This is a genomic window from Nocardia pseudovaccinii (genome assembly GCF_050942345.1).
GTDB lineage: Bacteria > Actinomycetota > Actinomycetes > Mycobacteriales > Mycobacteriaceae > Nocardia > Nocardia pseudovaccinii.
Window position 1 is genome coordinate 1,676,734 of record NZ_CP192074.1, and the last position, 25,469, is coordinate 1,702,202.

General features: G+C 66.8%; 7 protein-coding genes. 3 read left to right on the forward strand and 4 right to left on the reverse strand.

What is annotated here, in order from left to right:
- The first annotated feature begins 28 nt into the window (after positions 1-28).
- Positions 29-18,199 (forward strand): amino acid adenylation domain-containing protein, encoded by an 18,171-nt coding sequence (locus tag ACQPZ2_RS07530; RefSeq protein ID WP_433524885.1) that lies wholly within the window; start codon positions 29-31, stop codon positions 18,197-18,199.
- Between the two features lie 6 nt (positions 18,200-18,205).
- Here the strand turns inward: ACQPZ2_RS07530 and ACQPZ2_RS07535 are convergent, their stop codons facing one another.
- Positions 18,206-18,703 carry a hypothetical protein gene (locus tag ACQPZ2_RS07535; RefSeq protein WP_433524886.1) on the reverse strand — a complete coding sequence of 166 codons (498 nt, stop codon included), beginning with the start codon at positions 18,701-18,703 and terminating at the stop codon, positions 18,206-18,208.
- Positions 18,704-18,723: 20 nt separating this feature from the next.
- On the opposite strand from ACQPZ2_RS07535, the gene ACQPZ2_RS07540 reads away from it, so the two are divergent.
- A complete protein-coding gene (locus tag ACQPZ2_RS07540; protein WP_433524887.1) occupies positions 18,724-20,439 on the forward strand; it encodes an MFS transporter in 1,716 nt (571 codons plus the stop codon).
- Between the two features lie 6 nt (positions 20,440-20,445).
- On the opposite strand, the gene ACQPZ2_RS07545 is transcribed toward ACQPZ2_RS07540, so the two are convergent.
- The 3 genes from ACQPZ2_RS07545 to ACQPZ2_RS07555 all read right to left on the reverse strand — a co-directional run bounded on the left by ACQPZ2_RS07545 (position 20,446) and on the right by ACQPZ2_RS07555 (position 24,600).
- The gene (locus tag ACQPZ2_RS07545; RefSeq protein WP_433524888.1) at positions 20,446-21,693 is read right to left on the reverse strand and encodes a hypothetical protein; all 1,248 of its coding nucleotides are present in this window, start codon (positions 21,691-21,693) and stop codon (positions 20,446-20,448) included.
- 7 nt (positions 21,694-21,700) lie between these two features.
- On the reverse strand, positions 21,701-23,494 hold the full coding sequence (locus ACQPZ2_RS07550; RefSeq protein ID WP_433524889.1) for a hypothetical protein: 1,794 nt from the start codon (positions 23,492-23,494) through the stop codon (positions 21,701-21,703).
- A gap of 62 nt (positions 23,495-23,556) precedes the next feature.
- Entirely contained in the window at positions 23,557-24,600 is a 1,044-nt protein-coding gene (locus ACQPZ2_RS07555) for a DUF2235 domain-containing protein (protein WP_433524890.1), read from the reverse strand.
- Between the two features lie 313 nt (positions 24,601-24,913).
- Here ACQPZ2_RS07555 and ACQPZ2_RS07560 point away from each other — a divergent pair, with 313 nt between their 5' ends.
- A complete protein-coding gene (locus tag ACQPZ2_RS07560; protein ID WP_433524891.1) occupies positions 24,914-25,465 on the forward strand; it encodes a hypothetical protein in 552 nt (183 codons plus the stop codon).
- Positions 25,466-25,469 lie beyond the last annotated feature (4 nt).

The window sequence follows — 25,469 nt, forward strand, 5'->3', positions numbered from 1 at the left end:
GAAATGAACGATATAAGCGGAGGTCGAAATGGACCAGTCGAAGAGTGGTATGGATGGCAGTCCGAACCGGTCTGAATCGTTGCGAACCGGCTCATTCCGCTCTTCCGGAAACCCGGATTCGGGTAACGGTTCCGGCACGATTTCCAACGGTGATGGATACGCGCCACCATCGCCGTCCGGCGTTCTTCCGCTGACCGCGGCGCAGCGGGGAATATGGTTTGCCCAGCATCTGGCGGAATCATCGCCGATATCTGTGGCCCAATACGTCGAGATCGTGGGCGAGTTGGACGTGGAATTGCTTGCCGAGGCATGTAGAACCGCCAGTCGCGAGTTCGGATCCGGACATATGCGCCTGATCGAGGTCGACGGAGAGCCATGCCAGTTCGTCGACGAGGAACATGGAGCTCAGGTGTCGTTCGTGGACTTGCGGCGGCACTCCGATCCGGTTGCGACTGCGCACCGAATTATGGCTCGAGACTATTCCGCTCCGCTGGACTTGTTGCACGACGACCTCATGACGAGCATTGTGTTCCAGGTCGGCGCGGACCACTTCCTGTGGTATCAGCGCGCGCACCATATCGCGCTCGACGGATTTGCCGCGGTGACGATGCTGCACCGGATCACCGAGTTGTACAACGCTTGGGCGAAGATCGAGGAAGCGGCTCCCTGCGCGGCGCAGGACCTGGGGGCCGTCGTCGAGCAGGATCTGGCGTACCGGGGTTCGGAACGTCTCGACAACGACCGCGGATACTGGCTGGAGCACTTGGCAGGCGCGCCGCCCGTCGTCAGCCTGGCCGGTCGCGTGGGTAAGCCCACGATTCATCCGGCGCTGGTCAGCGCGGAGTTGCCGGATGCCACCGCACAGCTGCTGGAAAGCGTCGCGGTCGAACACGGTCCGAGCGCGACTCCGACCATCGTCGCGGCGTTCGCCGCGTATCTCGCGCGGATGACCGGAAGCGATGAAGTATTGCTCAGCCTGCCGGTCTCGGGTCGGCACTCTGCCGTGCTGCGCCGTTCCGGGGGGATGGTGGCAAATGTGGTCCCGCTGCGAGTGCAGGTCGCGGGCCGCACGGTCGGTGAGCTGGTCGCCGCTGTGCTGGGCGAGCTGACGAGTGCTCTTCGGCGGCAGCGCTACCGCCAAGAGGACATATTCCACGATATGGGGATTGCGCGCGACGAGGCGGCATCCTTCGGACCGGCCGTGAACATCATGATGATCGAGAACGAGGTTGTGCTGGGCGATACGACAGGCCGCCTGCACGTTCTCACCTCGGGCCCTACCGCCGACCTTTTCGTCAATATCTACGCGGGCGCGGGCAAGGGCAGTACACATATCGACTTCCAGGGGAATCCGAATTCCTACAGCCCTGAGGAACTCGCCGGTCACCACCGCCGGTTCCTCATGTTCCTGCACGAGTTCCTCGCCGGGGGAGCGGGATGTCCGGTCAGCAGACTGCCGCTGCTCGAAGTGCGGGAACGGTCCGCGCTGCTGCCGGTGCGTGGGCCCAGCGGGGTCGAAACACGGCTGCTTCCGGAGCTGCTGAGCGAGAGCGCGCACCGGAATCGACGTGCGTGCGCGATCGCCTCGGCCGGGCAGACGATGACGTATGGCGAGCTCGACACCAGATCTTCGCAACTGGCCCGGCATCTCATAGCTCTGGGTTGTGGGCCGGACACGGCGGTCGCGATCATGCTGCGCCGCTCGGTCGAATCGGTCGTGGCGACGTGGGCGGTCGCGAAATGCGGAGCCGCGTTCGTCCAGTTGGCCCCCGAATACCCGTCGAAGCGGATAGCCCATATGGTCGCCGACAGCGGTGCAGCCGTGGCGATCACGGTCGATGCCCTGCGCGGGCGGCTCCCGCAGGAGATACACCATATGGTTCTCGACGACCCCGGGACCCGGTGGGAATCCGGCGCCGCGGGCGGCCCGATTTCCGACGAGGAGCGGATCCGGCCACTACGGCCTTCTCATGTCGCCTATATGACGTATACCTCGGGATCCACCGGAACGCCGAAAGGCGTCCAGGTCACCCACACCGGCCTCGCGAATCTCGTTGCCGACCGCGCCGCCACGTACGGCATCGACACGACATCCCGCGTGTCCTATGCCCTCTCGCCCAGTTTCGACGCTTCCCTGGAACAGTTTCTGACCTGCTTCGCGAACGGATCGACGCTGGTGATCGTGCCGCCCGAGGTGACCGGCGGTGAGCCGCTCACGCAACTGCTGGCCGACGAGCACGTGACCCATCTGACGCTGACGCCCGCGATGCTGGCGACCGTGGACCCGCGTGCGACGACCGACTTGCGGGTCGTCGTGGTCGGTGGTGACGTGTGTCCACCGCACGTCATCGAGCGGTGGACCTCGTTGTCCATGTACAACGAATACGGTCCCACCGAAACCACCGTGACCGCCGTCGGCGCCATGCTGCGGCCCGGCCGCGCGCACACGGTCGGTGGCCCGATCCGTGGCTTCTCGGCGATGGTGCTGGACCGAACGCTGCAACCGGTGCCCAAGGGCAGCGCGGGCGAGTTGTATCTCGCGGGGCCGGGATTGGCCCGTGGATACAGCCATCTGTCCGGCGAAACCGCCGCCCGGTTCGTCGCCGATCCGTACGGCGACGTCGGCGAACGGATGTACCGCACCGGCGACATCGCGCGCTGGACCGGCGACGACGGCGAAATGACGCTGGAAATGCTGGGGCGCAGCGACTTCCAGGTCAAGATCCGTGGATACCGGATCGAACCGGGTGAAATCGACGCCGCGCTCGCCACACACGAGGACGTGGATCTCTGCGTCACGGTGCCGGTGCAGAACAATGCCGGTACGACCGTGCTCGCGTCCTATGTCGTCCCGGTCAGCGGTCGTCGGATCGATCCGCCCGAACTCCAGCGCTTCGCCCGCGATTCGCTGCCGCCGCATCTGGTCCCGGCGGTGATCCTCGCGTTGGACAGCCTCCCGGTGAACGCCTTCGGCAAGGTCGATCGCCGCGCTTTGCCGAAGCCCGAATTCGGGGCCGCGCCGGTCGGCCGGGCGCCGGCCACCGGCCGGGAAAAGACGGTCGCGAGGCTGTTCGCCGAGGTGCTCGGCGTGCCTCGGGTCGGGGCGGACGACAGCTTCTTCGCCCTCGGCGGCGACAGCATTCTGTCGATCCGGCTGGTGGCGCGGGCCAAGGCCGAGGGACTGAGTTTCTCCACACAGGATGTGTTCGTGCACAAGACCGTCGCGGGCTTGGCGGCCGCGGCGACGGAAGCCGGCGATATCCCCGAGCTGGCCGAGTTGCCCGGCGGCGGCGTAGGACCGATGCCGTTGTCGCCGATCATGCGCGCGATGCTCGATCGGGGTCATTACGACCGATTTGCGCAGGCCGTGCTCGTGCAGCTGCCCGAGGGGGTCGATCGAGCGGGTCTCGTGCGCACATTGGGATCCCTGCTCGACCGCCATGACATACTGCGCGCGGCACTGCGCGGCGGCGATTCGGTTGATCGGTACGTCGAGGTACTCGATCGGGAAGCGGTCGACCCGGACGCCGCGCTCATCGATGTTCGGCTCGATCGACGTGACGCCGCCGAAGTCGACCGGCACCTGCACAAAGCTGCGGATCGCCTGGACCCGGGCAACGGTGTGCTCGTTCAAGCCGTCTGGATTCAGGATCGCAATGGCTCGGGACCCGACCTGATGTGGCTGGTGATCCACCATCTCGCCGTCGACGCGGTGTCGTGGCGCATCATCCTCGCCGACCTCGCGCAGGCCTGGGCGCAGGTTCGCGGCGGCGAACCGCACTTCGGCCCGGTCAGCACCTCGTTCCGGCGATGGGTGCACGGCTTGGTCGAGCAGACGCCGGGCAGGCGCTCGGCGGAGCTCGACCTGTGGAAAGACGTACTCGAGCGCGGCGACCAGCTACTCGGATCGCGCCGTCTGCTCCCGGATCGTGACGTCGAGGCCACCGCGGGCCGGGTACGTCAGCGCATCCCGGCAGCGGTTGCCGAGGTTGTTCTCACCACCATTCCGGACCGCTTTCACTGCAGTGCCAACGATCCGCTGCTGGCGGCCCTGGTACTGGCACTCGGTGAGTGGCGGCGCAGGCGCGGCACGGCGGCGGCCGCCGGAGAGTTGATCTCGGTGGAGGGACACGGCCGTGAGGAGCGGGCCGTACCCGGCGCCGATCTCAGCGCCACCGTGGGCTGGTTCACCACACGCTGTCCGGTCCGGATCGAATGCGGGAGTATCGACCTCGATGATGCGCTGGCCGGCGGCAAGGGTGCGGGACTGGCGATCAAGCTGGTGAAGGAGCAGCTGCGCGCGGTGCCCGGCAACGGCATCGGCTATCAGATGCTGCGCCATCTGGATTCCCGGGGCAGCGCCGAACTCGCAGGCCAGCCCGAACCTCAGATCAGTTTCAACTACCTCGGGCGGGTCGGTGTCGGTGAACGCTCGGGGCCATGGGCACCCACCACCGAATTCACCGCACTGACCGCGACGAGCGATCCGGATATGGCGCTGTCCGCCGTGCTCGATATCAATGCGATCGCCGAGGAAGGTCGTGACGGGCTCGAACTCGACGCGACCTGGGAGTTCGCCTCACGGGTGTTGAGTGGCGATGAGGTCGACGAACTCGCCGGGCTGTGGGCTCGAGCCCTGGGGGCGCTGGCCGAGCACGTCCGGTCCGACACCACACCCGGCTTCACTCCATCCGACTTCCCGCTCACCGCGGTATCGCAGGACGATGTCGACAACTGGCTGCGGGAATACCCGTCGATGACCGATGTGTGGCCACTCACCGCCCTGCAGTCCGGGCTGCTGTTCCACACGATCTACGACCGGGACGGCGACGACGGCTACATCGTGCAGGCGGCGCTGACGTTTGCCGGGCAGGTGGATGGGGACCGGATGCGGCGGGCCGCGCAGGCGCTCATCGACCGGCACGAGAGTCTGCGGACCGCGTTCGTCGAGAGTGCCGACGGGCCACGTCAGATCGTGTTGCGCGACACCGAGGTCGACTGGGACGAGTCGAGTATCACCGACGTCGACGAGCAGGCAGCAGCACTTCGCCGACTCGCGACGGCGGCTGCGGCTCCGTTCGATCCGGCGCGACCGCCGCTGGTGCGTTTCCACCTCGTGCGCACCGGCGTCGATATGTTCCAGCTGCTGGTGACCAACCACCATCTCGTGCTGGACGGCTGGTCGATGCCCCTGCTGATCCACGAATTGCTCGCGCTGTACACATCCGATTGCGATACCGCCGAGCTCGCGCCTCCTCGTTCGTACCGAGAGTATCTGCAGTGGCTACAGGCTCAGGATCGCGAGGCCGCAACCGCCGCGTGGCGCGAGATGCTCGCCGGAATCGACAGTCCGACGCGGGTCACGAGCGGGCCGGATCGGACCGTCACCCAGGCCGGCGAAGTCGGCCTGAACCTGGACGCCCGGACCACCGCCGCGATTCTCGAGCTGGGCCGCTCGCACGGTGTCACTGCCAATACGGCCCTGCAGGTTGCGTGGGCGTTGCTGGTGGCCGTCCTGACCGGGCGGTCGGACGTGGTGTTCGGCAATACGCTCTCGCACCGCCCGCCGCAGATTCCGGATGTCGAGCGCATGGTCGGGCTCCTCGTCAACACGCTGCCCGTCCGAGTCCGGCTCGAACCCGACGAAACCGTCGGCGACCTGCTCGTCCGCGTGCAATCCGAGCAGGCCGCAATGCTGGATCACCAGCACATCGGCTTGGCGGAGCTGCAACGGGCCACCGGTATCACCGATATGTTCGACACCGCGACCGTGCTCGAATCCTATCCGCTCGACCGGGAACTGTTGGCGCGCAATCTATCCGACGCCGGATTGCGGCTCGTCGAGATCGATGCGCACGACGCCACGCCATATCCGCTGAGTTTGCAGGTGACCCCGCCGCGGTCGAGTCGCGGCGGACGATCGGACGCGGACGAGCCCGGCACCTACACGGTCACGCTGAAATTCGCCACCGACCGATTCGATTCGGAGGAGGCCCGCACGCTGCTCGAACGATTCGAGTTGCTGCTCACACAGATCGTCCGCGATCCGGCCCGGAAGGTCGCGGCGATCTCCTGCTGCTGGGATTCCGAACGCGCGGAACTGCTTTCGGCCGTCAGCGCGGAGCCGGGCGCGGAGCTGGTGCTGCGCGACATCCTGTCGGGGGCCGCGCACAGGTATCCGGATGCCGTGGCTGTCCGGTCCGGTGACACCACGTGGACCTACCGTGAACTGGACCGTCGCGCCGACGGATTCGCTCGCCTGCTGGCCGGCCATGGTGCGCGCGCCGAGTCGATCGTCGCATTGGCGGTTCCCCGTTCGGCCGAACTGGTCGTCGCGATCTGGGCGGTAGCGAAAACAGGTGCCGCCTTCCTGCCGTTGGATCCCAGCAATCCCGCCGCGCGGATCGGGGAGTTGCTGTCCGACTCGCGGATCACTCTGGGCGTGACGACCAGCGCTGTGGCACCGCAACTTCCGGATACTGTCGACTGGTTGCTGCTGGATGCACCGCCTTCGGACGCTCATGCGGGCCGACCTCGTCCGGCCGGGGCCGACAAGCTGTCGGCCGACAATGCGGCATACGTGATCTACACGTCCGGATCGACCGGCAAACCGAAGGCGGTCCACCTCAGCCATCGAGGTCTGGCCGACCTGGTCGCGGCGCAGGTCGACGCCTTCGGCGTGGGTACGGATTCGGTGGTGTTGCAGGTCGCTTCGCCGGGATTCGACGCTTGCTTGTCGGAGTTGCTGTTGGCGCACGGCAGTGGTGCGTGTCTCGTGGTGGCGCCACCGGAGGTGTATGCCGGGACCGACCTCGAGGAATTGCTTCGGTCGCAGCAGGTTTCGCACGCGATCATCACCCCGTCCGTGCTGAACACCATGGATCCGTCCCGGGTGCCGTCGTTGACATCGCTCGCGGTCGTCGGCGAAGCGACCGGGCCGGACACCGTGCACCGGTGGGGCCCTGGGCGACGGCTGATGAATCATTACGGACCGACCGAGTGCACGATCTGGGCGACGGGGTCGGATGCCCTGGCATCCGGCGAGCCGGTGACGATCGGTGGCCCGATCCGAGGCGCGTCCGCGATGGTTCTCGACACGTGGCTGCGACCGGTGCCGGTCGGTGTCGCGGGCGAACTCTATATCGGTGGGCCCGGACTTGCCCGCGGGTACGTCGATCGACCGGGCGTGACCGCGTCGCGCTTCGTTGCGGATCCGCGGTCCACCCGCGGCGAGCGGATCTATCGCACCGGCGATTCCGTGCGCTGGGTGCGCGGACGCACCGGGTTGGCACTGGAATACCTGGGCCGCGGCGATCAACAGGTCAAGATTCACGGCCTGCGGATCGAGCCGGGCGAAATCGATGCCCACCTGGCCCGGCACCCGGACGTGGCGAGCGTCGCCACCGTTGCGGTGCAAGGGCCTGCCGGCGAACCGGTCCTGGTGTCCTATGTCGTCGCCGCGCCGGGCGCTGCCGTGGATGTGGCGGCACTCGGCGACGATCTCGCGGGCAGGCTACCCCGTTATCTGAATCCCGCGGCGATCGTGCAGCTCGAGGAGATGCCGTGCACGCCAACTGGCAAGATCGATCGGAAAGCATTGCGGCAGCGCACCTTCGAGTCCACCGTCGCGGATGGTAGGCCGCCGTCGACGCCTATGGAGCAGGTCGTGGCGCAACTGTTCGCCGATGTGCTCCATCGCGACACGGTGTTCGCCGACAGCAACTTCTTCGCGCTCGGCGGGGACAGCATCGTCTCGATGCGGCTGGTGGCGCTGGCGAGATCCGCCGGACTCACGCTCACGCCGCGAGATGTGTTCGAAGGCAAGACAGTTGCCGCCCTCGCCGCGATAGCGGGCGGCGATGCGGCTGCGATGACCATCGAGGAACCGGCTCGACGCTCGACGGCGGATCATCCGCTCGTCGTGCTGACACAACAGGACATCGATCGGCTGCGACGGCAGTATCGCGGGCTCTCCGACGTTTGGCCGTTGTCGCCCATGCAGTCCGGGATGCACTTCGACTCGACGTTCGACCCGGATGCCGGGGACAACTACACCGTCCAGACGATGATCGGATTGTCTGGTGCGGTCGACGGTGAGCGGCTGCGACGCGCCGCCCAGGCCGTGGTCGACCGGCACGACATCCTGCGGGCCGCGTTTGTGGAGACGGCGGCAGGGCCGTGCCAGATCGTGCTGGACCATGCCGAAATTCCGTTCCGGGAGATCGATCTCGCCGATGGCGACAATGCGGAATCGCCCGCCGATCCGGGATCCATTGCGGCGGCGGACGCGGCGGCGGGATTCGACCTGTCGGCTCCTCCGCTGCTGCGTTTGACGCTGATCCGTCTCGATGCCGGGTCCTTCCGGCTGCTTGTCACGAATCACCATGTGATCCTGGACGGCTGGTCGATGCCGTTGCTGATGCGAGAACTGCTCGACTACTACGGATCTCCCGCGCATATCGACGCCGCCGGTCCCGCTCCCTCCTACCGCGACTATCTGTCCTGGCTGGGTCGGCAGGACAGTGACGCATCCAAAGCGGCGTGGGCGCAAGCCTTTTCGGATGTCGAAGCACCCACCCGGGTGTCCCGCGAAGCCGCGGCGGGCGCTGTATCCGCCGCCGAGGTCGCGGCCGAACTCACAGCGGATCGTTTCGCGGAACTCCGTCGAATGGCGGCGGAGACGGCCGTCACCATCAATTCGGCGGTGGCCGCGGCCTGGGCGCTGAATCTGCGCGTATCGACCGGTGAGACCGATGTGATCTTCGGCGCTGCGGTGTCGGGCCGACCTCCGGAGTTGCCGCTGGTCGATCAGACGCTCGGAATGTTCCTGACTACGGTTCCGGTGCGAGTCCCGCTCGAACCCACTATGACGGTGCGCGAGTTGCTGACCGGCATTCAGGCGCGGCACGCTCGCATGCTGGAGCATCACCATATCGGCCTACCGGAGATTCACCGCAGCGTCGGCCTGCCCGAACTCTTCGACACCGCCGTCACCTTCCAGTCGTTCCCCGTCGACCGGACGGCGCTGCAGGAACTCGTCGATTCGGCGGGTCTGCGGGTGGACGAACTCAGCGGTGTGGACGCGGCGCCGTACCCGCTGAGTCTGGTCGTGGAACCGAAGCAGTCCGCGGACGGCGAGGCGCAGGGGCTGCGGATCATCCTGCGATTCCATGAGCGCGCATTCGACACCGCCTCTGCGCGCCGCATCCTCGACCGCTTCGTCGAGTTGCTGTGCCGGATCGCCGCGAACGCGAACGTGCGGCTGGGCGAGCTGGCGCTGGACGAGGAACGGGGGCCCTCGTGGCCGGTTTCGGTTGCGGATGCTGCGATTCCGGACACATTGGACCGCATACTCGCGGCTTCCGCCGCCGCCGAACTCGACGCGATCGCCGTTCGGTGCGGTACGGCCGCCATGACCTACCGGCAGCTCGACGAGCGATCCACCCGTCTGGCTCGGATCCTGCTGCGCCACGGCGCCCGGCGGGGACAGATCGTCGCCTCCGTGCTTCCGCGATCCCTTGCGGCGACGGTCACCGTGTGGGCCGTGGCCAAGACCGGCGCCGCCTTGCTGCCGATCGATCCGATCCTGCCGCCGGAGCGCATCGAATATCTGCTGTCGGACTCGAAAACTGTTCTCGGACTGACTGATACGTCAACCAGGAAGCATCTTCCCGAGGGTGTCGACTGGCTGATCCTCGACGCGGAGCAAACGCTGCGCGCCGTGGACTCGGTCCCTGCCGCTCCGATCAGCGATGCCGAACGGGGAGGGCCGATTCGGCGGGATCAGACCGCGTATGTGAGCTACACCTCCGGGTCGACCGGAACGCCCAAGGGCGTTCTCGTCAGCCATCGCGGCTTGGCCGATATCGTCGCGGCGCAGCGGCGGATACTCGGCGTCGACCCGATGTCGGTGGTACTGCAGGTCGCCTCGCCCAGCTTCGACGCTTCGATCTTCGAGCTGTTGATGGCGCACGGCTCGGGCGGTCGGCTCGTCATCTCGCCCGCCGATGTCTACGCGGGCCCCGAGCTGGCGAATCTGATTCGGCGAGAGGGTGTTTCGCATGCCATAGTGACCCCGTCGGCGCTGGCGACAGTACCGAGCGGTGGTCTCGACGGGTTGCGCGTGCTGGCAGCGGCCGGTGAGCCGGTCGGGCCGGAACTAGTCGATCGGTGGGCGCCGCATCGCGCCATGCTCAATGTCTACGGGCCGACGGAGTGCACCATCTGGGCTACCTCCGGCGAGGCGCTGGCATCGGGTACCGCGGTCACGATCGGCAAGCCGGTCGGCCCGGTCGCGGCCGTGGTCCTGGATACTTGGCTGCGGCCCGTGCCAGCCGGTGTCGCGGGCGAGCTGTACCTGTTCGGCCCCGGCCTGGCCGATGGGTACGTCGCCAGGATGGGGCTGACTGCGGCGCGGTTCGTCGCATGCCCGTTCGGGGCGCCGGGTCAGCGCATGTACGCGACCGGTGACATGGTGCGCCGCACCGCCGACGGTGAGATGGAGTTCCTGGGGCGCAACGATTTTCAGGTGAAGGTGCGCGGCACCCGGATCGAGCTCGGGGAGATCGACGCGGTGCTGGGTGCGCGTGCGGATGTGGCATACGCCGTCACCGTGCCGCGCAGCGATGAGGGGCGACCGGTGCTGCTGGTGTCCTATGTCGCGCTCGCGACCGGGGCGCAGGTATCGGGCGCGGAGTTGCGTGCGGCGCTGGCCGAGGCGTTGCCCCGGTATATGGTGCCGTCCGCGGTGGTGGTGCTGGACGAGGTGCCGCTGACCGCGAACGGGAAGCTGGATCGCGAGCGGTTGCCCGAACCGGTTGCCGTCGTGCGCGAATTCCGGGCTCCATCGCCGGGGTTCGAAGAGTTGGTCGCGCGGACATTCGAGCAGGTACTCGACGTGAACCAGGTGGGAGTCGACGACGACTTCTTCGCGCTGGGCGGCGATTCGCTGAGCGCCTCGCTGGTGGTGGCGCGCATAGGTGCGGCCATGGACGTGCGCGTGCCGGTGCGGTCGGTGTTCGAGGCGCCGACCGTCGCCGAATTGGCCGCGCTTGCGGGGACACTCAGTGGTGGGGGCCGGTTGCCACTGCTGCCCGGCGTGCACCACGGCCCCGTGCCGCTGTCGCTGGCGCAGCAGCGGATGTGGTTCCTGAACCGGTTCGAGCCGGACTCGGCGGCGTACAACATTCCGGTGATGCTGCGGCTGTCGGGACGGCTGGACACCAGGGCGCTGGCGGACGCACTCGCAGATGTGATGGCACGTCACGAGGTGCTGCGGACCATATATCCGGAAGTCTCCGGCGAGCCGCGGCAGATCGTTCTCGACGACCCCGCGCTGCCGGTGCAGCCGGTGCGCGTGCCTGCGGATTCGGTCCCGGATGTGGTGGGCGAGTTCGTGCGGCGCGGATTCGATGTGACCGCCCGGGTGCCGATGCGTGTGGGATTGTTCGAGATCGACAGTGACACAGGAGAATTCCTGCTGGTGCTGGTGGTCCATCACATTGCAGGCGATGGTCAGTCGATGGGGCCGCTGGCCCGTGACGTGATGGCGGCGTATGCCGCGCGATTGTCCGGGCACGCGCCGGAATGGGAGCCGCTCGCTGTGCAGTACGCGGATTTCGCGTCGTGGCAACGGCAGATGCTCGGTGCCCCGGACGATCCGGCCTCGTTGATGTCCGCGCAACTGGAGTTCTGGCGCTCGACGCTCGCGGGCGCACCGGACCGGCTGGAGCTACCGGCGGATCGACCACGCCCGGCCGTCGCGTCGCTGTCCGGAGGCCGGGTACCGGTGCGGATCGATGCGCGGTTGCACGAGCGGCTGCTCGCGCTGGCGCGGTCGCGGGGGGCGTCGCTGTTCATGGTGATGCATTCGGCGCTGGCAACGGTATTGGGGCGGCTCGGTGGCAGCGATGATGTAGTGATCGGCACACCGGTCGCGGGGCGCGGCGAGCCCGGCCTCGACGATCTGGTGGGGATGTTCGTGAACACGCTCGCTTTGCGGACCCGGGTGGATACCGGCGAGCCGTTCACCGAGTTGCTGATGCGCACGCGCGAGACGGACCTGCTTGCGTTCGAGCACGCGGACGTGCCGTTCGAGCGGGTCGTGGAGGAGTTGAGCCCGGAGCGATCGGCGGCACGGCATCCGTTGTTCCAGGTGGCCCTGGCGTTCCAGAACGTGTCGACGGTCGATGTGGCGCTGCCCGGCGTCCGGGTTGCCCTTGCGGATGTGGATACCGGGGCGACCCAGTTCGACCTGCAACTGATGCTTTCCGATTCATCCGGCAATGCGGGTGTGGCACAAGGCATCTCGGGAATGATGACCTATGCGCGGGATCTGTTCGACGAGGCGACCGCCGCGGCGATCGTCCGACGGTTGGTGCGGGTGCTGGAAGCAGTCGCCGACGATCCGGCCGTTGTGATCGGCGATATCGACTGGCTGGAAGCCGACGAGCGCGCGGCGCTCACGTCGCGGGTGGGGGCACACGCCGTCCCACCGGAGCCGTCCGGATTGTTGCCGGAGGTGTTCGCCTCGGCCGTCCGGGACAACGGCGACGGCATCGCCGTTGTCGCGGGGGAGTCCACGCTGTCGTATGCGCAGCTGGACGAGCGGTCCAGTCGGCTGACGAGGGTACTGATCCGCCGTGGCGCCGGACCGGAGAGTTCGGTGCTGGTGGCGGCAGCACGGTCGATGGAGTCCGTCGTCGCGTGGTGGGCGGTGGTCAAGACAGGCGCGGCGTACGTACCGGTGGATCCCAGCTATCCCGCCGCCCGGATCGCGCAGATGGTGTCGGATTCCGGTGCGCCGCTGGGGATTACATTGTCGTCCGTGCATGCCGAGTTGCCCGATTCGGTGGAGTGGATCGTGCTCGACGACCCGGCCGTCGCCGCGCAGATCGACGCTGCGGCGAGCGGCCCGATCGGCGATGACGAGCGGCCGCGGCCGCTGCGGGCCTCGGATGTCGCCTACGTGGTCTTCACCTCCGGATCTACCGGAGTGCCGAAGGGCGTCGCCGTCACCCATTCCGGCATTGCCGACTTCATCTCGGGGTGGCGCGCCGACCCCGAACTCCGGCACACGTCCAGGGTGTTGCATTTCGCGTCGCCGTCGTTCGACGCCGCACTGATGGAGATCCTGATCGCGGTCAGCCGGGCCGGTGCACTGGTCGTCGCGCCGACGGGGATCTACGGCGGCGGTGAGCTCGCCGAGTTCCTGCGTGTGCGGCGGGTCACCCACGCCTTCCTGACCCCGGCCGCACTCGCGTCGGTGGATCCGGCCGGACTGGACGACTTGCGGCTGGTGATGTCCGGTGGTGAGGAGGTCCCGGCGGATCTGGTGAGCCGGTGGTCGGGCACCGATCCCGCAGGCGCCCGGAGGTTCCAGGTGCTGTACGGGCCGACCGAGGCCACGATGGTCGCCACGGCGACGGGTGCGCTGCGGCCGGATGACCGGCCGACGATCGGTGCCCCGCTGCCGGGAATGCAGGCGCTGGTCCTGGATGCCCGGTTGCGGCCGGTGCCCGTGGGGGTTGCCGGAGAGCTGTATCTGGCGGGCCCGGCGCTGGCGCGCGGGTATCTGAACAGGGCCGCGACGAATGCGGCGCGGTTCGTGGCGCACCCGTTCGGCGAACCGGGACGTCGCATGTACCGCACGGGTGATGTGGTGCGCTGGAATACCGGCGGTGCCCTGGAGTTCCTGGGGCGCAACGATTCCCAGGTGAAAATCCGTGGCTATCGGGTCGAGCTCGGCGAGATCGACGCGGTGCTGAGCACGCGGGCGGAGGTGGCGTACGCGGTGACGGTGCCGTGGCGGGCCGGCACGGGCCCGGCGCAGTTGGTGTCCTATGCGGTACCCGAAAATGGGGCGAGCCTCTCGGGCGAACAGTTGCGGGCGGCGTTGGCCGAGGTGTTGCCGTCATATCTGGTGCCCACCGCGGTGATGATCCTCGACGCGATCCCCCTGTCGCCGAATGGCAAGCTCGACCGCGCGGCGCTGCCCGCACCCGTCGTGCAAGCCAAGCGATTCCGGGCCCCGGCGTCACCGGTAGAGGAAATAGTGGCAGGGGTATTCGCCGAAGTCCTCGCCATCGACGGTCCGGTAGGCGCCGACGACGACTTTTTCGAACTGGGCGGCAACAGCCTGGTGGCCACCCGCTTGGCCGCGCGGATCGGCGCCGCGCTCGACGCGACCATCCCGGTATCGATGATTTTCGAGGCGCCGACGGTCGCGCGGTTGGCCGCGCGCGCCGAATCGCGGGCCGACACCGGCCGGGTGGCGCTGACGGCACAGCCACGGCCGCAGCGAATTCCGCTGTCGTACGCACAGCAGCGGATGTGGTTCCTGAACCGGCTCGAGCCCGGCTCGGCCGCGTACAGCATTCCGATAGTGCTGCGGCTGTCCGGAAAGCTGAATCTCGACGCGCTGCGCGCGGCCGTCGAGGATGTGCTGGACCGGCACGAGGTCCTGCGGACCGTGTATCCGTATGGCGAGGGCGAGCCCTCGCAGGTCGTCCTTTCCACCGCCGAGGCAATCGCGCCGATCGCCGTGACCTCGATCGCGGAACCGGAGCTGGCCGATGCGCTGTCGGCGTTCCTGTCGAGGGTGTTCGATGTGACGGTCGAGGCGCCGGTGCGGGTGCGGTTGTTCGAGCTCGGGCCGAACGAGTGGGTCCTGGCCGTTGTGGTGCACCACATTTCCTGCGACGGGTCGTCGCTGGGCCCGATGGCACGGGACATGATGACCGCGTACACGGCACACCTGGTCGGGGAGACACCGAACCGGCCGCCGCTGCCGGTGCAGTACGCCGACTACGCGATCTGGCAACGGACGGTGCTCGGGGCCGAAGACGATCCCGAATCGTTGCTGCGCGCCCAGATCGACTACTGGACACTCGAATTGGCGGAGCTCCCGGTTTTGCTGGAGCTGCCGACCGACCGACCGCGTCCGCCCGTGCAGACCTATGCGGGCGCGAGCGTGCCGTTGACCGTCGGTGCCGATCTGCACGCGGGATTGCAGCAGATCGCGCGAGCGCACAACACGACCCTGTTCATGGTCTTCCACGCTGCGCTGGCGGCCACGCTGGCCCGGCTGGCCGGTACGGACGATATAGCGATCGGCAGTCCGTATGCCGGACGCGGCGAGCCCGAACTCGACGATCTGGTCGGGATGTTCGTCAACACCCTGGTGCTGCGGACCCGGTTGACCCCTGGGATGACGTTCACCCAGCTGCTCGAACAGGTGCGCGGGACCGATCTGGCCGCGTTCGGGCACGCCGACGTTCCGTTCGAGCGGCTGGTGCAGGAGCTGAATCCGGTGCGCTCGCACGCCCACCATCCGCTGTTCCAGGTGATGCTGGGATTCCAGAATGTCGGCGGGGCCGAGTTCGAACTGCCGGGGCTGTCGGCGTCGGCCATGACGGCCGATACCGACACCGCACTGTTCGATCTGCAGATCTCGGTGTCGGATTCCTACGACGCCACCGGTGCCCCGGCCGGTATCAGCGGCGCGGTGACCTACGCGAGCGACCTCTTCGACGCGACGACGGTGACCACGATCGTCGATCGCCTGCTGCGGTTGCTCGGCGCTCTGGTCACCGATGTGGCACAACCGGTGCACGAGGTGGATCTGCTCGGCGCCGATGAACGGGAAGCCGTTCTGACGCAGTGGAATTCGACCGATCGCAGGCTCCCTCCCGGCGAGACGCTCGCCTCGCTCTTCGCCGACTCCGTACAGGCGAATGCGGACCGGCCCGCGGTGATATTCGGCGAACAGTCGCTGACCTATGCGGAATTCGCCTCTCGCGTATACCGGTTGGCGCGGTGGTTGATCTCGCGTGGCGTGGGGCCGGAGTCGTTGGTCGCGATCCGGATGCCGCGTTCACTGGACCAGGTCGCCGCCATGTACGCGGTGCACGCCGCGGGCGGTGGGTACGTGCCGGTCGATCCGGACCAACCGGGCGACCGCACCACGTACATGCTCTCGATCGCCGCGCCGGTGCTGGAGCTGTCGTCCCTCGATGGGCTGGACCTGTCCGGATTCGCTGACGCGCCGGTCACCGACGCCGATCGGCTCGCACCACTGCGACCGGACAACATCGCGTACGTGCTCTTCACGTCGGGGTCGACCGGGCGACCGAAAGGTGTTGCGGTACTGCATGGTTCGGTGGTGAACCAGCTGCGGTGGGTCAACGAGATCTACGAACTGACGCCGAATGACGTGGTGCTGCAGAAGTCCCCGGCCACGTTCGACATGTCGGTGTGGGAGCTGTTCGCGACACTGGCGATGGGGGCGCGGATGGTGATCGCGCGAGCCGACGGGCACACCGATCCGGCCTATCTCGCCGAAACCATTGCCACCGAGCGGGTCACGATCGCCGCGTTCGTGCCGTCGATGCTGGCGGTATTCGCGGACGCGGTGCCTGCGGAGTCGTTGGCGTCGGTGCGGACGTTCCTGGTGGGCGGTGAGGCATTCGGCCCCGAGGTGGCGGCCGCGGTGCGGCGAATAGTGCCGGAAATCGAGTTGCACAATCTGTACGGGCCGACCGAGTTCACCGTGTGCGCGACCGCGCACGGGGTGACCGAAGCCGACCGTGGGAGCATGCCGATGGGCACACCGGTATGGAACGCGCGGGCTTACGTACTCGACAACCGGTTACATCCGGTACCGCCCGGTGTCGCCGGGGAGCTGTACTTGGCGGGCGCCCAGCTCGCGCGCGGCTATCGGTCACGTCCGGGCCTCACCGCGGAACGGTTCGTGCCGGACCCGTACGGCGACGGCCAGCGCCTGTATCGCACAGGCGATTTGGTGCGCTGGCGCCACACCGGCGAATTGGAATACCTGGGCCGCACCGATTTCCAGGTGAAGCTGCGTGGCCTGCGTATCGAACTCGGTGAAATCGAGGCAGTACTCGCCGAGCACCCGAGCGTCGCCCGGGCGATCGCCGTGGTGCACTCCACCGGTGCGGTGGACCACCTCGTCGGCTACCTGGTGCCCGCCGCCGGCGCAACGGTCGATACCGCGGCCGTCATGGCGCACGCGGCAACCGAACTGCCCGACTACATGGTGCCCACCACGGTGATGGTGCTCGACACGGTGCCCCTCACCGCGTCGGGCAAGCTGGACCGCACGCGGCTACCGGAGCCGGTGCTCGCGGTGGGGGAGTTCAGGGAGCCCTCGTCGTGGCTGGAAGCGGAGGTTGCCCGGGCCTTCGGCGCGGTACTCGGCATGGATCGGGTGGGCGCCGACGACGACTTCTACGCATTGGGCGGTAACTCGCTGAAGTCGGTGCAAGTGGTGAGCGAGTTGCGTAAGGAACTCGACTACGAGGTTCCGATCAGCTGGATGCTGTCGGATCCCTGCCCGGCCGACCTGGCGAAGCGGATCGAATCCGGCATGCGCTCCGGGCCCACCGTCGACCGGAGCGTCGGCTTCGACGTGCTGCTGCCGATCCGGACCGGCGGTGCGCGACCACCACTGTTCTGTATCCACCCGGCCGTGGGCCTGTCGTGGTGTTACCGCACACTGGACCGGTACCTGTCCGACGGTCGGCCGATCTACGGCATTCAGGCGCCGCAGATCAGCGGCGAGGTGCCAGGTCCGACGTCGATCGAAGAAATGGCCGAACGCTACTTCGACGAGATTCGCGCGGTTCAGCCACACGGCCCCTATCACCTCCTCGGCTGGTCGATGGGTGGTGCGATCGCCCATGCGATTGCCGTCGAGATGCGCGCCGCCGGTGAACAGGTTGCGCTACTGGCACTGTTGGACGCCGAGGTGGGTGGTGTCGACGAGTCGACGATCTCCGCCGTCACGGCCGGAGAACTGATCAGCAATCTCGGCCCGGTCATGGGCGTCGATTTCGTGCGCCCCGATGCGACCGCCGAGGAGGCCGCCGAACTGATCGAACGGCACCTGGGCGGCAGCCTCGGCATCGACGCCGCAAGGATCGAGCGCCTGACCGACGCCTACAACCTGGCGGTCCGGGCGGCCGGCGTCTGGCGGCCCGCCGTCTTGGACAGCGACATGCTCTACTTCACCGCGACACGTGAAAGGCGATCCGATGCCGCGGGTCACGAGGGATGGGCACCGGTGATCCGCGGGCAGATTTCGACTTTCGACATCGATGCGGGCCACCTCGCGATGACCGAACCGGGGGCGATTGCCCAGATCGCCCGGATTCTCAACGCACGACTGGATCGATGATCGCGTTTACCCCGGCGAGGTGGTCGGCGCGCCGGGGCCGTCTTGTGGGAGAGGCGTGGTGATGCCCAGTATCGCCCCGACCGACGCCCCGAGGGCCCCGCCGAGCACGGCGGCAGGTCCGGCTACGACGGCGACACCAACGGCCGCGCCGAGCAGCGGGCCGACAACCAATCCGGTCGGCATGAACGGGATACCGACGACGAACCCGGCGGCCGCGCCGGCCATCGCGGCGGCCATCGCGACGGGCGCGGACACGCCCGCGGCGATGCCAGCACCGATCGCCGCACCGACGCCCGCGTCGACGGCGGTGACGGTGCATCGGCCGGGATCTACGGGGACGCGTTCGCAGAACGCCTGGATCGGCTGCTGATCCACGGCTGGCGGCGCATCGGGCGCGTCCACCGTCTGGATTCGGGTCAAAGATGGGATGGCAGGCGCCTGCGCGATCGCATCCGGGGATGCGTTCGCTACTCCGGTGCCGAGGACAACCGCAAGTGGCAACATGCTCGCAATCAATATCGGACGTGATCCACGCCTACGACCGGCTTCCGGCATTCCGCACCTCCTGGACGTCTACCTCTTGGCTTTGTCGACCTCGAGCATTTGTCGCACGTTGCGGCGCAGACAGCTTAAGCGGCCGACGCGGCCGGATCGGGGATAACTGTCAAATCTCGTGTGTCCCCGCAAATCTGCGGCTATGCCTGGTGTCCTCGGCGTTTGTGCCATTCGATGATCGCGGCCACGATCTCGTCGGCGGCGTCTTCCTGGATGTGGTGACCGGCGTCGTCGAGCAGGACGGTTCGATGGTCCTCGAGCTGTTGCTCCCATCGGCGGCGTTGGGGTGCGCGGAACGCGACGTCCTTCGTGCCCTGCACCAGCAACGCCGGGCGGTCGTGCACCGCCTCCAGTCCCCGCTCGACTTCGGCGAGGAACGTTCTGCTGCCGACGATTTCGCGAGGGAACACGTGGGCACCGCTCGCGGCACTACGGTGTCAGTGGTGCGCGATGACGGTTCGGCCCCGCTACGGCGGAACCGATCCTTTGTGCTGCTCTGGTCGGGCCACAGCGTCTCGTTGGTCGGCTCGCAGGTCACTGTTCTCGCGCTTCCGCTGATCGCCGCGATCACAGTGGGGGCGAGTGCGTGGCAGATGGGTGTACTGGTCGCTTGTGGTCGTGCGCCTTACCTTTTCGTGGGGCTGCCCGCCGGAGTGTGGATCGACCGGTTGCCGCGGCGGCAGGTTTGCCTGGTCTGTGCCATCGGTCAGGCATTGATGCTGTCGGTGGTGCCGTTGGCCGATGCGCTGGGCCTGCTGACGTTCGCGCTGTTGTCGGCGGTGGCGTTCGTGACCGGGGCATTCGCGGTTTTCGCCGATATCGCCATGCTGTCGCTGGTGCCCATGGTCGTGCCGCCCGGTCGACTGACAACCGGTCAGGCGGCGATGGAGGCGAGCCAATCGGTGTCACAGGTAGCCGGTCCGGCTCTGGCCGGTTGGCTCGTCCAGTTGCTGACGGCACCGTTGGCCGTGTTGGCGGATGCGCTGAGCTTTGTGATCGCGGCATCCGTCATGGCGCGCATCAGAATTGCGGAGCAATCGCGGCACGATGCGGATCGATCCAGCATGTGGCGACAGATCATGTCGGGTGCGGGCGCTGTGTTCGGGCATCGGGTGCTGCGTTATGTCACTTTGTGCACGACCACCCACATCCTCTTTTTCAACGCGTTCACCGCCGTGTTCGTGCTGTATCTGGTGCACGACCTGGAACTGAACCCGTCGGCGGTGGGTGCGGTGCTCGCCGCGGGCGCGGTTGGCGGGCTCGGCGGAACCATGGTCGCCGTCCGCCTCAGCGCGTACATCGGTTTCGGCCGCACGATGGCCGCGGCGATCGCCGTGGCCGGGCTGAGTTCGGCGCTGGTGGTTGTCACACGCACCGCCTCATCGGTCGCCTGCGCACAGGTTCTGATGTGGTTCGCGCTGCAGATCTACAACGTGCTCCAGGTGCCCGTGCGATACGCGCTCACCCCCGAGGTGATGCATGGCCGCGTCAACGCCACGATCCGCACCACGGTGTGGGGCATGGCGCCGCTCGGCGCTCTTCTCGGCGGTACCGCAGGCAACCTGGTCGGCCTCGGAACCACGTTGGTCGTGAGCGGAGTCGGCGCCGCCCTCGCCTCGTGCTGGCTGATCGCCGCTCGCATCACCCGTGTCCACGATCTCGAGGAAGTGATCAGCTACCAGTGATGAGGATCAGGCGGTGAGCGTTACCTCGGACCACAGGTCACCGTTCACGGCGATCTTGCCGGGGACGACATCGGGAGCCGTGTCGGCTCGGATGACGGTGTGATCGTGACTCACCAGTGCATCGACCAGCGATTTCTTCGGAATGGTCTTCGCCCAGCGCTTGACCAGCCCGAACGGAATCATCGCATAACCTTCTGTCTGCCAATCCTTTTCGACGAAACGCCGGGGTGTGGCATTGTGCGAACCGTGATGTCCGACCTTGTAGAAGGCCAGGCGGGAAACGAGATCGACATTGCGCGGATCGGACAGGACGTGCTCCCATGCACCCTGCTGCGCGTCTCCCGGGAAGAGCAATCGGGTTCCGGCGATATCCAGCACGAAGAAGACACTGGTGTTGTTGACCGCGTTCTCGAGTATCGAGGCGGCGCGCAGCAGTCGATCGTCATCGTCGACGAGATCGTCCAGGTCCAGATCCGCCTTCGCCTGAAGCAGGCGGTCCGGCAGGGTATTCCGCGCGATATAGCGCCGGTTGAACAGCGGCGTCGGCCTGCCGTCGCTCTCCGCGGACGCGCCCGCGCGTACCAGGGGCCACGATTGCTTCGCAGGCGGATCCATGCGCTTCAGGAATCGGGCATCGCGCGGCGGCCCGAGGATATGTGCGACGAGCCCGACGCGATCAACGGCGATCGTATTCTCGGTTTCGTCCTTGCTCGGCAGGTACCGCACCCGGTGGGGTGCGGCGAATCCGCTGAAATTGCGGCCGAGGAGGCGATCGGTCGCGGCGGCATTGCCCTGCGAGTTCACCGCGAACGCCTGTGCCTGTTCGACGGTCGCGGACATGCGATGCCCGTTGCCGCGCCGCTCGATCAGCGCGAGCAGACCGTTCGCGGCATCGACCTGCCCGCTGCGGATCCGTCGCGCGTCCTCGTCGTCGGGGTCCTCGACGAACGGCACCCATACCTCGTCCACGGTCACCTGTTCCCATTCCCGGCAGGCGAATCCGGTGATGTGATCGGCGTGGTGATGGGTGGCGACCACGATGTCCAGATGCGGTCGGTGGTGCGGATCGGCCTCGGTGAGGTCGGCGATGATGGCCTGCACGGAGTCGCGGATCGGGCGTGCCCGGCCCTGGCTGTGCACGCCGCAGTCGACCAGCATGCGCCAGGTTTCATTCTTGCGCCGCACCGTCACGGTGAAGGCGTCGCCGAATCCGACGTTGTACATCCGGACGGCAATTGTTGTCGGCGTTGACATTTCGTACCTACTCATCCGTTAGCGCGTGGATCGCCGCGAAGTCGAGGCGGTGGATTGCGTGCTCGGCAGTCCATGCGCTCAGCGCGTCGTCGGCCTCCAGCCGGTCGAACCATTCCCGCATCGCGGCCAGCCGCAGCTGGCCCGCCCGGTGGAATGCGATGGCAGTGTCGTCCGTCACCGACGACTCGTCGCTGAACGGCAGCGGCTTGGCGATCACATAGTCCACGCTCCCGTCGGCACTGACGACGAGCGCGGTCCCGGCACGGATCACCGGTTGTTGCTTCCCCTGGCCCGCATCCTCGAGGTCCGTGCGACGTTGCAGCAGCTGGATGGCCAATTCGGGACGCGGCAACCGATCGCCCGCCATGCGGTACGAGACGTGGATTCCCTCGCAGCTGATTTTGAAGTTCGGATCCAGTCCGATGCGTGCGGCGTTCGCGTTGGCCCAGCCGATGAGCTCCTGGGCGACCTGCTCGAAAACAGAATGCCGGGTCGAAGAACTGTTCCGACTGGAGGTGCCGTTGCCGTCGAGCACAGCGGGGGTACGCAATTCGCCCGGAATGCCGATCGGGTCGAGATCTTTCGATGCGGACAGGATGACCCTGGACAAATCCACCGGGTGATCGCCGTCGCCGAGGTTCATCGGATTGTCCGGCCGCGGCCAGACCAGCGCTTCATCGGTCAGCGAGGTGACGCTTACCGGCCAGATGCCGCGCCGCCGCAGCGCCTCCACCAGCGTGCTGCGCAGGTGTTGCCGATCCTCCGGATAAAGTCCGCGATCCGCGGTGACGATCGCCCGGACGACATCGCCGAATGTGACGTCCAGTACCGGGAGATAGTCGAAACTCCGCACGACCATCCCGAGCATCCGGTCCGCGGTCTTGACCGCCTCGTCGGCGATCCGAGATACCAGATCCGGGTGCAGGCGACCGGGCGGCAGCACTCCGGTGCCGCCACTGGCGATCCGCAGCAGATCCGCGATCGCGCTCTGGTAAGAGTCCCGGTACGCGTCGAATACCGCTGCCACGAAACACGCACCGCGTTCGTGCGGCTCCTGCGCCGCGCGAAATCGTTCGGATGTGCGGCTGAGGTCACTTATCGCCGAACGCAATGCCGCGCCGCGTCCGGTGGACTCACCGAACTCCCTGGCCAGGTCCAGCAGCCCCGCGCTCTTTTCGAGTTCTCCCGACGTGGTCGCGATCGCGTCGAGTACTACGTCTCGGTGGGAGAAATGCTGGAACAGCGCGATCAAGTCGGCGACGGCCTCGTGCCAGGCGAAGACATCCCGGTTGGTGGATTCGTTGTACAGCCGCCGGATCCGATGCACGATCGCATGCGTCACCTCGTGCGCGATGATGTCGCTCGACAGGCAGGTGAAGATGACCTGTCCGGGCAGATTGGCGCCCGGATTGTCGGCATCGGCTTGGTAATAGCCGAACAGCAAGGCACGGCGCCGGGGATCGAAATAGGCGTTCTGCCCTTCGAAGGCGTGCGGGACCAGACGCAGGATCTGGTCGCGGTGCCATCGGAATCGACGTCCCATGAACCGTTCGAACCGCTCGATGACGCTCATCGCGACCGCGTAGACGATCTGTTGGTGCGCACGGGGATCGGTTTCGGTCGGTCGAATTCCGTCCTGTGCCAAGACAAATGGATCGTCGAGGTCGACCGGCTCGTACCAGGCGTTGCGGCTGGCGTCGAAGTCGACCACCTGCACGAGTGTGCCGTCGGGGCCCGGTCCCCGGATGTGTTCGAACGGGATATCCAGTGTGAGGAACTGGCCGGACAGCCGCGTCGACATCGGGTCGAACGCGAAGGTACGCAGTCTGCGCCGGGCCGGTGGACAGATTCCGCTCGCGTACTCTACTGAATTCGCAGTTTCGTCCATTGCTCGTCTTCCCACATGACATCCCGGGGGATTCGTTTTCCATACGTTGTGTCGCTCTCGCACCGTGACCGCACGCTCGCGTGCACCCGAGCGCCCGCCGGAACCTTCCGTCGGCGGTAGGTGAGCAGGGCCCAGATCCAGCCCATCCGGTGCACACTGCCGTTCGCATGCTCGGGGCTTATCGCGCAGGTGTCCAGGTACGCCCCGGGGCGCAGCAGCAATCCGGCCTCGAACGCACCGTCGGTGATCCACTTGAGCGCTATTTCGGCCAGCTTCGGATCGTCCTCGAAGGTCCCGCCGACATCGGAGTGGACACCCGCGAACCAGGCCTCGGTGAGCACCGGCCGATTCCCTTTAGGGATGACCAGATATTCCTCGTACGGACGGCGCTTCTCATCGATCGAAACGGCGTGGTGTGCCTTCATCACATTGGGCACCTGCCGGGTGAACGGCCATTTCAGTTCCCAGCGCAGCAGTCCGGCCGCCTTGACCGTGTCCCATACGCCGAGGAATTCGACGGGAATCGAAAAGTCGCCGTCCGCGGACTTCGAGCAGAAGGTGCGCGCGTATCGACGAAGTTCCGGCCAGTTCGTGGTCTTGCGGGTGTAGGCGCTGACGACGTACTGGACGAGATTCTCACTGCCCGGACGCAGCAGGCCCGGCTCATGCAGTAATCCGGCGAGCGCTCGCGCGGTATACGCGCCGCGGCTGAATCCGAATATGAATACCCGATCGCCCGGCTGCCAGTGCTCTATCAGATAGGAGTAGGCCTCGGCGAGATTCGAGCGCAGCCCGCTGCCGACCGCCAGTCCCATTACTCGCGAGAACCACCGGGCCGGTGGCGACCACGCGCCCTGAGCGCTGAACGTACCGACACCCGGGTCGTAGTAGGCGATCTGTTTCGTGGCATCGCTCAGGTCCAGCATCTCGAACAGGCGGACCACATTGGTGCTACCGCTGGCGCGGACTTGATTGCCTGTTCCGTCGAGACAGATGACGATGTTCTTACCGGTGGACACGCAATGAGTGTGGGCCTGTCGAGCCGCGAAGTATCGAGTAGTGCGGTACCTGAGTTTCGCGGCGATCGGCTGTCGATTTTCCGGCCTTCGATCGCGCTGTGCGTACTTCGACGATGCGCTCGGTCGAGAAATCGAAGCGACCACGCCTGTGTTATTCGATCGGAATCCGATTTCCGGTTCCCTAGGGGAGTAAAACCGACTTTTATTCCGTAAAGAAGTTGTCGACTCAATCAAATGAGCGGAGCATCATTATAGCTATCCGGTGCCGTTTGTCGGGGAACGTCAATCGAAATCGGAAATGATTGGAAGTCCAATGTTCGTCAAGAAATTGATAGCGACCGCCTTCATGGCCGTCGCGGCGACCGGCATAGCCACTGCTACCGCACATGGTGAGGGGATGCTGACAGATATCAGCCTCAACGCCGCGGACGGGCCGATCGCCTACACAACGACTCTCGCAGCCGATCACACGAGCGCTCTGGTGAGCCTGGCCTCCGGCAGATTCGCCGTCACACCCGATGCCGTCACGGTCCTCGCGGACAACGGTGCGGTAGTCGGCAGCATCCCGACGACACTGCGTACCGAAGCCGGGCAGAGCCTCGCGGTGACACCGTCGCTGGACAGCTCCAGCACGCAATTGACCCTCACGCCGGTCGGTGGACCGACAACTGAGGCCGTCAACTCTCAGAATATGCCCGGCGTGCAGCAGGCCTGGGGACCGATTTCGATCGCTGTCGGCGCAACCATCGGTTGCTTGGTCGGCGTTGCGATCGGTATCTGGTTCTTCCTGGTCGGCGCCATCTTCGGCTGCGCGATCGGCGCAGCCATCGGTGCGGCGATCGGCTTCTTCTCGCCGTTCCCGTGACAGG

What these genes read in the sequence shown, in the direction of transcription:
- ACQPZ2_RS07530 (WP_433524885.1), top strand. Translation starts at nt 29, where the DNA reads ATGGACCAGTCGAAGAGTGGTATGGATGGCAGTCCGAACCGGTCTGAA.
- ACQPZ2_RS07535 (WP_433524886.1), bottom strand. Translation starts at nt 18,703, where the DNA reads ATGTTGCCACTTGCGGTTGTCCTCGGCACCGGAGTAGCGAACGCATCC.
- ACQPZ2_RS07545 (WP_433524888.1), bottom strand. Translation starts at nt 21,693, where the DNA reads ATGTCAACGCCGACAACAATTGCCGTCCGGATGTACAACGTCGGATTC.
- ACQPZ2_RS07550 (WP_433524889.1), bottom strand. Translation starts at nt 23,494, where the DNA reads ATGTCGACGCGGCTGTCCGGCCAGTTCCTCACACTGGATATCCCGTTC.
- ACQPZ2_RS07560 (WP_433524891.1), top strand. Translation starts at nt 24,914, where the DNA reads ATGTTCGTCAAGAAATTGATAGCGACCGCCTTCATGGCCGTCGCGGCG.